This window comes from Micromonospora sp. M61, assembly GCF_018070245.1.
Classification (GTDB): Bacteria; Actinomycetota; Actinomycetes; order Mycobacteriales; family Micromonosporaceae; genus Micromonospora; species Micromonospora zamorensis.
This window is the reverse complement of record NZ_JAGPYA010000049.1, coordinates 14,401-26,181: the sequence shown is the minus strand read 5'-3', so window position 1 is coordinate 26,181 and position 11,781 is coordinate 14,401. Positions and strand designations below refer to the sequence as shown.

At 69.3% G+C, this 11,781-nt stretch carries 14 protein-coding genes; 5 read left to right on the top strand and 9 right to left on the bottom strand.

The annotated features are described in order from the left end of the window. Nucleotides 1-4: 4 nt before the first annotated feature. Together KBX34_RS24475 and KBX34_RS24470 are read right to left on the bottom strand one after the other, a co-directional pair. On the bottom strand, nt 5-505 hold the full coding sequence (locus KBX34_RS24475) for a hypothetical protein (RefSeq protein WP_210927139.1): 501 nt from the start codon (nt 503-505) through the stop codon (nt 5-7). Between the two features lie 148 nt (nt 506-653). Further along, complete coding sequence (locus tag KBX34_RS24470) at nt 654-1,007, bottom strand: helix-turn-helix domain-containing protein (protein WP_307871485.1); 354 nt, start codon at nt 1,005-1,007, stop codon at nt 654-656. 98 nt (nt 1,008-1,105) lie between these two features. Between KBX34_RS24470 and KBX34_RS24465 the strand changes: the two genes are divergently transcribed. From KBX34_RS24465 to KBX34_RS24455, 3 genes are all read left to right on the top strand, one after another. Beyond that, entirely contained in the window at nt 1,106-2,125 is a 1,020-nt protein-coding gene (locus tag KBX34_RS24465) for an NADPH:quinone reductase (RefSeq protein ID WP_141908986.1), read from the top strand. A gap of 135 nt (nt 2,126-2,260) precedes the next feature. After that, nucleotides 2,261-2,797 carry an alpha/beta hydrolase gene (locus tag KBX34_RS24460; RefSeq protein WP_210927137.1) on the top strand — a complete coding sequence of 179 codons (537 nt, stop codon included), beginning with the start codon at nt 2,261-2,263 and terminating at the stop codon, nt 2,795-2,797. 50 nt (nt 2,798-2,847) lie between these two features. Then, nucleotides 2,848-3,381 (top strand): hypothetical protein, encoded by a 534-nt coding sequence (locus KBX34_RS24455; RefSeq protein WP_210792714.1) that lies wholly within the window; start codon nt 2,848-2,850, stop codon nt 3,379-3,381. A gap of 70 nt (nt 3,382-3,451) precedes the next feature. Here the strand turns inward: KBX34_RS24455 and KBX34_RS24450 are convergent, their stop codons facing one another. Further along, nucleotides 3,452-4,204, bottom strand: a complete 753-nt coding sequence (locus KBX34_RS24450; RefSeq protein ID WP_210927135.1) for an MBL fold metallo-hydrolase — start codon at nt 4,202-4,204, stop codon at nt 3,452-3,454. A 139-nt stretch (nt 4,205-4,343) separates the two neighbouring features. Here KBX34_RS24450 and KBX34_RS24445 point away from each other — a divergent pair, with 139 nt between their 5' ends. Then, nucleotides 4,344-5,147 carry an SGNH/GDSL hydrolase family protein gene (locus KBX34_RS24445; RefSeq protein ID WP_088947677.1) on the top strand — a complete coding sequence of 268 codons (804 nt, stop codon included), beginning with the start codon at nt 4,344-4,346 and terminating at the stop codon, nt 5,145-5,147. Between the two features lie 102 nt (nt 5,148-5,249). Here the strand turns inward: KBX34_RS24445 and KBX34_RS24440 are convergent, their stop codons facing one another. The 3 genes from KBX34_RS24440 to KBX34_RS24430 form a co-directional block, all read right to left on the bottom strand. Beyond that, entirely contained in the window at nt 5,250-6,113 is an 864-nt protein-coding gene (locus KBX34_RS24440) for an alpha/beta fold hydrolase (RefSeq protein ID WP_210927133.1), read from the bottom strand. 101 nt (nt 6,114-6,214) lie between these two features. After that, entirely contained in the window at nt 6,215-7,135 is a 921-nt protein-coding gene (locus KBX34_RS24435) for an RNA polymerase sigma-70 factor (RefSeq protein ID WP_210927132.1), read from the bottom strand. Then, nucleotides 7,132-8,337 (bottom strand): NAD(P)/FAD-dependent oxidoreductase, encoded by a 1,206-nt coding sequence (locus KBX34_RS24430; RefSeq protein ID WP_210927130.1) that lies wholly within the window; start codon nt 8,335-8,337, stop codon nt 7,132-7,134. Before KBX34_RS24430 ends, KBX34_RS24435 begins: the two co-directional genes overlap by 4 nt. A 194-nt stretch (nt 8,338-8,531) precedes the next feature. On the opposite strand from KBX34_RS24430, the gene KBX34_RS24425 reads away from it, so the two are divergent. Continuing rightward, nucleotides 8,532-9,305 (top strand): maleylpyruvate isomerase N-terminal domain-containing protein, encoded by a 774-nt coding sequence (locus KBX34_RS24425; RefSeq protein ID WP_210927128.1) that lies wholly within the window; start codon nt 8,532-8,534, stop codon nt 9,303-9,305. 114 nt (nt 9,306-9,419) lie between these two features. Here KBX34_RS24425 and KBX34_RS24420 read toward each other — a convergent pair whose 3' ends face one another. The 3 genes from KBX34_RS24420 to KBX34_RS24410 form a co-directional block, all read right to left on the bottom strand. Further along, nucleotides 9,420-9,749: a TraR/DksA C4-type zinc finger protein gene (locus KBX34_RS24420; protein WP_210792708.1), complete on the bottom strand. Its 330-nt coding sequence runs from the start codon at nt 9,747-9,749 to the stop codon at nt 9,420-9,422. Nucleotides 9,750-10,918: 1,169 nt separating this feature from the next. Then, nucleotides 10,919-11,557 (bottom strand): hypothetical protein, encoded by a 639-nt coding sequence (locus KBX34_RS24415; protein WP_210792707.1) that lies wholly within the window; start codon nt 11,555-11,557, stop codon nt 10,919-10,921. Continuing rightward, nucleotides 11,554-11,718: a hypothetical protein gene (locus KBX34_RS24410; protein ID WP_210792706.1), complete on the bottom strand. Its 165-nt coding sequence runs from the start codon at nt 11,716-11,718 to the stop codon at nt 11,554-11,556. Before KBX34_RS24410 ends, KBX34_RS24415 begins: the two co-directional genes overlap by 4 nt. Nucleotides 11,719-11,781 lie beyond the last annotated feature (63 nt).

The window sequence follows — 11,781 nt, the reverse complement described above, 5'->3', positions numbered from 1 at the left end:
CCGCTCACCAAACCTGGTCGGCTGATCTCCTCGGACCGCTTCCCGCTGATCGGCGGCTGTACGAAACAGTTGTCCCCACCAGCAACACCGCGCCGGTGAAAAAGTAGGTGTTGATTCCGATGCCGGTCCAGAACTCGCCCGTGGAGATGTCTGCGGCCCCCATGAAGCCACCGCGACGGACGCCCGTGACCATCAGCAGATTCTCGGCCATCCCCGGAACACCCCGGATGACGAGCAGCACGCTGCCGCCCAACAGCGGCGCCAGCAGTAACCACCGAGGGAGATGTCGAGCCGGCGGGCGGACGGTGGCCAGGACGACGGCTGCCCCGATGGCCGACATCGAGATGAGCACAACGTTGAAGATCACGTAGGCCCTCATGTCCCAGGGGCCGTCACCGGTCGGATCGTCGCCGGGAAAGAACACCAGGATCACGTGCGACACCACAAAGAAGATCAACCATGCGAAGGCGCCGTACGCCCAGCGACGATCGGTGAGAGCGGGCATACCAGCACCATCGCCTCGGCAGCACCCTGACGCCTCCCTCCCTGGGTGGGTCTCACTCCCGCAGAGGAGCGAGGCGCGGGGGCGTCAACGCACGCATCGCGACGAACGGGATCACTCCTGCCGGAGATTCTGTTTTCGCTCGTCTGCGTCATGCGGTTGAGGCGGGCGCCTCTTCGGCTGCACGGGCAGGGGCGTGTTCGCGGAGCATGCTCAGCAGCCCGGGAAAGCGTTGTTCGACGTCGTCGTAGCGCAGCGTGACCAGCCGGCGAATGCCGTCGACGCGGGTGCGGATCAGTCCGGCATCGCGCAGAACCTTGATGTGGTGCGACAGCGTCGATTTGCCGATGGTGAAGCGGCTGCCCTTGAGGACGTCGCTGCCGCACGTCCAGTCCCCAGCGGCGTCGAGGGCACGCACCAGCGTGAGCCGCACCGGGTCGGCGAGCGCGCTGAGCACGACGTCGATCGTCACGGTTTCGATGGAAGGTTCGATCACCTCGGTCACGAGACGAAGCCTAGCCAGATGTTGCGGAAAGTACGACCCTCGTCGTACTGTTCGACGCAGCTCGAACAGTACGATGCAGATCGAACATAGGATGTGTCATGAAAGCGATCGTCTACCGCGACAACGGCGGCCCCGACGTGCTCCAGCTCGTCGAGCGTGACCTGACCGCACCCGACGCCGGCGAAGTCCGAGTCCGGGTCGCCGTGTCCGGGGTCAACCCGACCGACTGGCAGGCCCGCTCCGGCGTCGCCCACCGCAAGCTGTTCTCCGAGATCACCCCACACCTCGACGGCGCCGGCGTGATCGACGCCGTCGGTGACGGGGTTGATCCGGGTCGGGTCGGTCAGCGGGTGTGGCTGTTCATGGCCGCCGCCGGTCGGCCCACCGGCACCGCCGCCGAGTTCACCGTCGTACCCGCCGATCAGGCTGTGCCACTGCCCGACGAGGCCAGTTTCGACGTCGGCGCCTCACTCGGCGTCCCCGCGCTGACCGCACACCGTGCCCTCACCGTCGCCGAGGACGGACCACGCCGCCTGCACCCCGGTGCACTCGATGGCAAGGTGGTGCTCGCCGCCGGCGGAGCCGGCGCGGTCGGGCACGCGGTGATCCAACTCGCCCGATGGGCAGGCGCCACCGTGATCGGCACGGTCAGCGGCCCGGAGAAGGCGAAGCTGGCCGCTTCGGCCGGCGCCCACCACACGATCAACTATCGCGAGGGTGACCCGGCCGCCGCCATCCGCGCGATCGCCCCCGACGGCGTCGACATCGTCGCCGAGGTGGCGCTCGGCGCTAACCTCACCCTGGACCTGGCCGTGCTGCGTGCCCGCGGCACGATCGCGACGTACGCCAACGAGGGCGGACGGGCGGTCGAGCTGAACGTGGGCCAGAACATGGTGTTGAACACCCGCCTGCAGTTCCTGGTGCTCTACACGGCTGGCCCGCAGGCGCGCGCCGCAGCCGTCGAGGACGTCGCCGCCGCGATCCGTGACGGCGCCCTGCCGGTTGGCGAGGAGCACGGCCTGCCACTGCTCCGCTTCCCACTGCACCGCACCGCCGACGCTCACCGAGCCGTGGAGGCCGGCGTGGTTGGCAAGGTACTGGTGGACGTCACGCCCTGACGTTCGACCAGCTACCGCATCTCCGGCTCGCATCGGGCGCGGATCGGCTCATCGGCAGATCCGCGTACCGGCCACTCGTCGTGCCCACTTCTCGGATCACGTGCTTTGATCAAGACGTCGATACGAGGGGGCCTGGTGGGGCGCAGAGCGATCATCTTTCACGGGACCGGCGGCAACCCGGACGTGTGCTGGTATCCCTGGCTGGCGGAGCGACTCCGGGCCCGGGGCTACACCGTCGAGGTGCCGCACCACCCGGGCATCAACGTCGAGCCGATCGCGACGTTCCTGCCGAAGGTGCTCGACGGGCACAGCTTCGACGAGGACACGGTCCTGGTGGGCCACTCGGGGGGCGCGGCCCTGCTGCTGGCGCTCCTGGAGCATGTCGATGTGACAGTCGCCCAGGCGATCCTGGTCGCGGGCTACTGCACCCGGCCCAACACCGAGGAAGAGCCGGTCCTCCAGCAGAGCTACGACTGGGCCGCGATCCGGTCGCACGTGCGGGACATCTACTTCATCAACTCGCGCAAGGATCCGTACGGCTGCGACGACCGACAGGGGCGCACCATGTTCGAGCGGCTCGGCGGCACCCAGATCGTGCGCGACGATGGGCACTTCGGCGACTACAACCAGCCGTACGACCGGTTCGAACTTGTCGACCGACTCATCCCCTGACGCCGCCGGCGCGACCCGGGGTGCGCTGCCCGGCATGGAAGACTGGCCGGGTGCCCTGGGAAGCCGCGATTCCGCCCCGCCCGCCGTCGCATCCCGTCGCCCTCATTCCGGTCGACCGTTCACATCGGGCGGTGCTCGGCAATCTGGGTCAGTTATACCGTCATGATCTGTCAGAGGCTTACGGTCACCTCCCGAACGACGACGGCACGTTCAACGACCGGCCGCTGGACCGGTTCCTCGCCGGTGTCGACCCGCAGCGCCGCGCGTGGTTGATCGCTGCGGCCGGCCGGACAGCGGGCTTTGCGATGACGACCCCAACTGAGGACGGCGGCACGTCCATCACGAGTTTCTTCATCGTCCGCGCGCTGCGTCGCACAGGCGTCGGTCGCGCCGCTGCCGTTCGAATCATCGCCCTGTTCCCGGGGCGGTGGAGCATCGGCTTCCAGCGCTACAACCCCGGCGTCGAAGCGTTCTGGTCGCAGGTAGCGACCCAGGTCGTCGGGGACACGTGGAAGACCCACGACGGTCCCACTCCCGAAAGCCGGCCTCCCGACACCTTCCTCACCTTCTCCACCTCCGGATGAACCAGAGGCGGTAGCGGTCGCAGCGTGACGCCTGAAGAAGCCGCGCCGCCTGCTGAGCACCGGGTACGACTCAACCTGAGGCTCTCCTGCGCAGGTACGTGTCGGCCAACTGGCGAAGCCGTGCCCTGTCGAAGCTGTGCCCGTGGCCGGGATGGACGACGGACACGTCGAGGTCGGCGAGCATCTGCATGCTTCGCCGGTAGGCAGCCACGTCCGAGTTCGGCAGATCGTCGATCAAGGCACCGTCGTAGATGATGTCGCCGGAATACAGGGTCCCGGTGCGCTCCTCCAGCAGGGCGATGCTGCCCGGTGTGTGACCGGGAAGGTGCAGCACGGTCAGCACCCGCCCGCCCAGGTCGATCCGGTCGCCGTCGTCGACCATCCGGTTCAGGGCCATGGGTGCGATGCGGTAGCTGGCCGGGTCGTAGCCGGGACTGGGCAGGGCGTCGAGCATGAGCTCCGGGACGGGCTCTCCCGCCGGGTCGATCCCGAGTTTGTCGTAGAGCTCCGCGCCGTACAGGCTCGCCGGTACGCCCGCCACGAGGACCTCGGCCTCGGCGGGGTGGGCGGCCCGGTCGGCGAACTCGGCTGCTCCACCGACATGATCCAGGTGCGCGTGGGTGAGCAGGACCATCGGATCGCGGTGGAACAGGCGCGGGATCGCCTCGCGCAGGGGGACGACACCGAGCCCGGCGTCGATCACCAGGTCTCGATCAGTGCTGCGCAGCCACCAGAAGTTCGCGGACAGCAGCTCGTTGACGTGCGGCTCCGAGATCCGGATGACGTCGTCACCCACCTCGGCCTGCGTATGCCAGTCCACCATGTCCGCCAGTGTGCCAGCGCGGCCCCCGAACCCCTGACGGCCGCGTAACACCCCAGGACCCTTTTTAGGGATCTTCCCAACATCGATATCCAGTGATATCTATGTCACACCGAATCTCCCACCCCCACTGGAGCGCGACGTGCGGAAATCCCGTCTGGCAACCCTCACCCTGAGCCTGGCGACGGCCCTGGCCGCCACCCTCACCCTGGCAGCGCCCGCCGAGGCCGCTCCCAGCGACCACTACGTCGCCCTCGGCGACTCCTACTCTTCGGGGGTGGGTGCCGGCAGCTACACCGCCGAGAGTGGCTCCTGCCAGCGCAGCACCAACGCCTACCCTGCGTTGTACGCCACCAACGTGCGACCGGCGTCGTACCGTTCGGTTGCCTGCTCCGGTGCCACCACCGCCAGCGTGAACAACACGCAGCTCAGCGCGCTCAGCACCACCACGACCCTGGTCAGCGTCACAGTCGGCGGCAACGATGTCGGGTTCGCCAACATCATGACCACCTGCGTGCTCTACGGGACCAACGACTGCGTGGCCGCCGTGCAGACCGCCGAGGACAAGGCGCGGGCCGACCTCACCAACCTGCTGCGCACCGTCTACAACGGAATCCGCACCCGTGCGCCGTCAGCCCGGGTGGTGGTCGTCGGCTACCCGGTCTTCTACCAACTGGGCACGACGTGTGTCGGGCTCAGCGCCACCTCGCGAGCGAAGATCAACGAGGGCATCAACCTGGTGAACGACCTCACCCGAAGCGCCGCCCAGGCCGCCGGCTTCACCTTCGCCGACGTCCGGTCGCAGTTCGTCGGGCACCAACTGTGCAGCTACGGCGACAAGTGGTTGCACGCCCTGAACTTCGTCAACCTCGGCATCTCCTACCACCCGACCGCGGCCGGCCAGTCCAGCGGCTACTACCCGGTCTTCCGCTCCGTCGCCGGCTGACGTCGAGGGCATGCGGGGCGATACCCATCGCCCCGCGTGCCCCGTCGAACTGGGTCGGCCCCGTACAGGATCAGCACTCGGGCCTACGGGCCGAGGAGATGGTCACGCGAGGAAGCCGTGCAGCGCCGCCGTGAGGTCGTCGGGGTTCTCCTCGGCGACGTGATGCCCGGACTCGATCGGGTGACCGCGCAGATCGTCGGCCCAGGGCCGCCAGACAGCGAGCGGATCACCGTACAGGTCCTCCATGTCGTCACGGGTCGACCAGAGAAACAGCGTCGGACAGCGGACTGTGCGACCGGCACGCCGGTCGGCTTCCTCGTGCTCCCGGTCGACACCCAGGCCGGCGCGGTAGTCCTCCAGCATCGCCCGGACCGTGGCCGGGTCGTGGATGGCCTCCCGGAACTCCTCGTAATTCTCGGCCCCCATGCTCTGCGGCTGGGCCTTGTTGCCGTACCAGGCATCGGGATCGACGGCGATGGCCCGCTCCGGCTTGTCGGGCTGCGCGAAGAAGAACCAGTGGTACCAGTCGTGGGCGAATCGCGCGTCGCACCTGGCGAGGGCCTCACTGATGGGCACGCCATCGAGAACCACGAGCCGGCTGACCACGTCCGGGTGGTCCAGTGCCAGGCGCAACGCCACGTAGCAACCACGGTCATGGCCGACCGCGGCGAACGTCGGATGACCCAGGATGTCCATCAGTCGGACCAGGTCCCCCGCGACCGCCCGTTTGGACTGCTGCGAGTGGTCCGGGAGGATCTTCGCCTTGCCGGACCGCCCGTAGCCGCGCATGTCAGGGCAGACGACGGTAAAGCCCCGGTCCACCAACCGCGGTGCCACCCGGTGCCACGTCGACCCGGTGCGCGGATGCCCGTGGATGAGGAGCACCGGGGGTCCCTGCCCGGCATGCCGGACACGGAGTTCCACCTCCCCGACGTCGACCCTCTCGTCGGTGAAAGCGTCAAACATGGGCGACGAGTATCCGAGCCGCCCGTCCCGCAAACCTGCGCCCACGTACCGTCTGGTCAGGCATCGACCCGGTCCCGGCCGCGAGGGCCGTCACCCGCGGCTCAGCGTGTACGGACGTCGCGCCTGGCGCCTTCGGCGATGGCCCGGAGTTTGTCCGGGTTGGCGACGTTGTGGATGGCGATGATGCGGCCGCCGGCGTCGACCTCGACGGTGACGGTGGCGACCACACGACCCGGACCGCGGAACACCATGCCCAGCCCGCCATTGATCTCGACCAGCTCGGCGCTCATGTCGGCGGGCTCGACGCCCTGGTAGGTGACGGTGCCGATGGCTGCGAACCAGGCGGCCACCGTCTGTGCCCCCACCACCGGCCGCATGGCCTGGCGGACCTTGCCACCACCGTCGGTCCACAGTGCGACGTCCGGAGACAGCAGCTCCATGAGGGCGTTGATGTCGCCACCGGTCGCGGCGGCGAAGAACCGTCTGGTGACCTCGTGCTGCCGCGAGCGGTCCGCGACGAAGCGTGGCCGCCGGGCCCGAACGTGCTCGCGAGCGCGGTGCGCGGCCTGGCGCACCGCGGCCTCGGAACGGTCCACCGCCTCCGCGATCTCGGCGTGGCTGAGGTCGAAGACCTCCTTCAGTACGAACACCGCCCGCTCCAACGGACTCAGTGTTTCCAGCACCACCAGCATGGCCATCGAGACGGACTCGGCGGTCGTGACGGCGTCGGCGGTGTCCCCGGTGGTGAGAATCGGCTCCGGGAGCCACGGCCCGACGTACGTCTCGCGCTTGTGCCGTGTGGAGCGCAGCCGGTCCATCGCCAGGTTCGACACGATCCGCGTCAGATAGGCCCTGGGGTCGGCCACCTGCGCGCGGTCGGCGGCCGACCACTTGATCCAGGCGTCCTGGACCGCGTCCTCGGCGTCGGCCGCCGTGCCGAGAATACGGTAGGCCACCGAGAACAGCAGGTTGCGATGCTCGTTGTAGACCCGCTGGTCGAGCTCCCGGAACGGATGGGTCACCGCGCGTCCCGGACCCGGGTGAAGCGGCCACCGCGGGGCCAGAACGCGCCCGCGGCGGGCATCCTCTTCATGCGGCCGTACGTCGGCCAGGGCGAAGCACTCACCGTCTCCTTGTACCAGGCCGCTCTGCGGCCGGTCAGATACATCCGTCGAGGACTGTCGTCGGGGTGGGTGAACTGGACGACCGCATCGTGCCGTCCCAGACTCACCGGCGTGTGGTAATAGCCGAAGCGGAAAGGCTTCGCCTTCTTACCCTTGAGCGCGCGGACGATCGCCACCGCAGCGTGCACCCCGGTCGGCATGCCACCCTGGCAGGTGCCGTGCATGACGCCGTAACTCTGACGGATCGCGGCGGCGTCGCCCACCGCGTACACGTCGGGGTGCGACACCGACCGCAGCGCGGGGTCGGTGACGATCCGGCCGCGCTCCTCGACGGCCAGACCGGCTGCCGCAGCCAGCGGCGACACGCGCGTGCCACTCGTCCACACCACGACGTCGGCGGCCATGGTCTCCCCGCCGGCCAACTCGACCGAACCGGGCAGCACCTTCACCACCTCGACCCCGCTGCGCACCCGGACGCCCAGGCGCTCAAGCGCGGACCGCAGGTGCGCCCTGACTTTCGGGATCATGGTCGCGCCGGGTTCCTGCCGACCCAGGAGCACGACGTTCAGCTCCGGGTGCCGCTCGGCGATCTCCGCAGCCGACTCGACGCCGGTCAACCCACTGCCACCGACCACCACCGTGCCGCTGCCGAGCCGCGCCAGCCGGTCAGCCAGCAACTCGGCGTCCTGGACGCTGTTCAGCGTGTACGCGTAGTCCTCGACACCCGGCACCGCCGCCGTGTCGGCCACACTGCCCAACCCGTACACCAGCGTGTCGTAGTGCAGCACCCGGTCGTCGTCGAGCCGCACGGTCTTCGCATCCGCGTCCAACGCCGTCACCCAGCCGCGCACGAACTGCGCGCCCGTACCCTCCAGCAGCTCCGGGATGCTCATCTCGGCGAGCCGCTGCCCGGTCGCCGTCATGTGCAGCCGCAGGCGCTCGGTGAACCGCTCCTGCGCGTTCACCAGGGTCACCCGCACACCGTCGCGGCGCCTGACCCGCGCCGCGAGCTGGATCGTCGCGGCCATCCCCGCGTACCCCGCCCCCAGAATCACCACCCGGTGCTCAGCCGCCGTCCCGACCTCGTGCTCTGTGCTCATCGTTTCGCCTCTTTCCTCGCGCCGACGACCACCAGACGCAAGCTGCCGACGTGTCCGTGACATGAGATCGACGTGACGCACGACATGGTCGACGTTCGCGCCCGCGTTCGGCGCCGGCGCCCCGCCCGGGTGTCGGCGCGTTCGTCCGACAAATTCGCTATCCGGCGGCTGGAGCGCAGTGATACACAACCGAGGTGCAGAACACTGTGGAGTTCCCCGAGGTCCTGCGGTTGATCGACGACCGCTCGGCCGCGTTCCGCGCCGCGATCGCATCCGCCCCGGACCTTGACGTCCAGGTCCCGGCCTGCCCGGACTGGACGCTCCGCGAACTGGCGCAGCACATCGGCGACGGCCGCCGCCGCCAGGCCGCCATCATCGCGGCGGGCCCGGGCGCTGAGCCCCCGGCGAGGACGGACCCGAAGGGCGCCCCGACCGCGCCTCGCGACCGCGAAGCCCTGGACGCCTGGCTCGCCGAGTCGACCGAGCTCATGCTCGCCGCGATGCGCGAGGCCGGCCCGGACCGCGGCTGCTGGACCTGGTGGGGCCGCTCGCAGGCCCCGCAGACCAGCGGAGCCGTGGCCCGGCACCAGATCCAGGAGATGGCGGTCCACACCTACGACGCCCAGCTCACCCAGGGGGCCGCGCAGCCGCTTCCGACGGACGTCGCGGTCGAGGGCGTCGACGAGTTCCTGACGACCGTCTCGGCGACGACCGTCCCCTGGCCCTTCAAGCCGGCGACCATCGACCTGCACGCGACCGAGGGCCGCTCCTGGCGCCTGACCCTCAACGCCGACGGTGTCCGCTGCGACGACCTCGCCGCCGACGCGGAGCCGGGCGACATGGCGATGCGAGGCACAGCGAGCGAAATGATCCTCTACTTCTACGAGCGCCTCCCGCTCGACGGCCTGGAGACCAGCGGCGACACCGAGCCGATGGAGCAGCTCGCAGACTGGGACCCGACCGCGTAAACGCGCATGTGACGCCTCTGTCGGTTGTGCTGGGCTCCGCCCGTACCCTGCGAGGTCAGGCTCTGATCGCCGGTGTGTGGCTGCCGTGCAGCGGCGCGGCAGCCACACGGGGCGTCACTTGTTGTGCTTCTCCTGGCACGGCACGCAGAAGCGCGCGTGTGGGAGAACCTCGAGCCGCTCGGCCGGGATGTTCTGGCCGCACTTCTGGCAGGCACCGTAGGTGCCTTCGCTGATCCGGCCCAGAGCACCGGTGATCTGCTCGATGTTGCGGCGGGTGGCCAGCAGCAGCGCAGCCTGGTTGTGCGCCTCGCTGGGGTCGCCGGTGTCCGCGTTGAGCTCGGTCAGTTCCCGCAGCCGAGCCGTTTGTGCGGCGAAGTCGTCCGCCAGGGACGCTCGCAGATCAGCCAGCCAGCTCTGATCAACAGCACGATGATCGACGCTCATGGTCTACCTCTCCAGGGAAAAAGAAAAAGGGCCGAAGCTCGAATGGCTTCGCCCTGCGGTCGTTCTGGGATGCAACGATTCCGCGGGAGGGTCTCGGCCGATTGGCGGCGGGCTCGACAGCTTGTGCGAGGGCGCGATGTGCAGCGCGCGGACAACCGGCACGCGCATCCCAACCGTCAGGCGTCGCTGCGTCGCTGCGCGAGCAGCGCCAAGCGCTGCCAGCGCAGTGACGACAGACGAGCAGAAAGTCACCGACGGCATGCCTCCACCATAGGGGGACTCCTGCGCTAAAGCCAACGCCTGCGGAGGGCCCCCATGTTGGCCACGGCCTGCGACCCGAAACGTCTCTTCACGGCTCAGACCGGACAATCACGGCTCCGAGCCACCGGCCTGGAAAACAGCGCCAGTCCGCTCACAGACAACTCGTCAGCCGGGGCATCAGCTGGGCGGAGAGGGACACTCCAGGACGGCGATCGAGTTTCCGGCGAACAGCCTCAGGTGCGGGTGCCCGGAGAAGATCTGAACTGCCTCGTCGTGCGAGTCCGCTTCCACGATGGTGTAGCCGGTCAGGGCGTCGGTGAAGTCCTCGACGGCCTGCTCATGCCACAGCGGCGTCAGACCTGGACCAGTACGTCGGCGCGGCGGCTACCGTCGCAGGCGCCCACCACCGCCGCGCGAGGTTGCCCTCCCACAGCCCGCCGACTGATACGCGCGGGACCTGGGACGGCGATCAGCCGCTTCGGCGATTACCGTACTGGCGCGGGCTCTGGACCGAGCCCCGGCCGCCGAGGTGCTGGCCCTTTCCGTGCGGTTGAGGCGAGACGGCCTTGCCCTTCGCGCGACGGGCAGCCCGATTCGAGGGAACGGCAGGCTGGTCGGTCTCGTCCGTGGTTGAGGTGTCGGCGTCCGCCGCGTGGGCGTCTTCGACGGGCTCAGGCTCCGGCATCGGTATCTCCCTGGGTTCTTGGGCAGTGCGGATCATCGACAGCCGACGGACGCGGGCTACTCGACGCCGGTGTGGGCACCCTGACGGTAGCGCAACGCCGGCACCCTCCGATCGACGGTCTCCAGCTTCACCACTCCCGCCAACCCGGCGGCTGACCGCCTCGTCGCCAGCACGATCTCACGGCTGCACCAAGTGGATGCATTCGGACATCACGGAAATCGCGCTATCCGGCGGTCGCGGCGATGAACACCACCGCACCGACCACCACCAGCGCGGAGGCCAGGAAGGTCTGTCGGCGGGCCTGGCGCAACATCTCCCGGACCTGCCAGGCGTGCGCGGTGGTGAGCAGCCACCGCAGGTACGGGTCGGTCCGAACGATGTTGCGACGCGCGACGGCGAGGCCTTCTCGCAGTGCCGCCCGCTCCTCCGGCGGGGCCGTCGGCAGGCGGCCGGTGATCGCGGCAGCAATCCGGCGGTGCCGCAGCAGGCCGTCGATGTCGTCGGCGTACCCCCCGAAGTGGTACCAGGGCTCGGCCTGCAGCCGCTCGCGCAGCCCGCGCAGCTCCGGCCCGGTGAGTGACCCCGGGGTGGTCATCGGCGGGACGAGCACCTCGCTGGTTCGCCAGATCGCCCAGGCCACACCGAGCAGCGACACCAGCAGACCGCCGCCCGCCCACGTCGCGTGGACCCAGTCGGTGACCTTGCCGGCGGCGATGAGCGGGCCAGCGCCGAGCAGCAGCGCGCCCACCGCCCCGGCCGAGGAGATGATCCAGCGCGCCGCCGCCCGGCTGTCCGCGACCGAGTCCAACGGGGACGGGAGCGCGTCCAGCCCTCCGCCGCCCGTCGGCGGCTCCCCGATCATTGGTTGTTGTCGCGGCGGAAGACGACACCCAGCGGGCCGGTCTCGTCGTCGGGCAGATCGGTGTACGGCACCCAACGCTGGCCGTCGAAGAACTCCATCTCGCCGACATCGTTGATCCGCACGGCGTTGACCTGCGCGAGCTCCTCAGAATCGTCAGCCATGGATACAGTATCGGTCAGTCCGGCAATGCGCCCCGGCATCGGGTCGTCTACCGGCGACCGCGG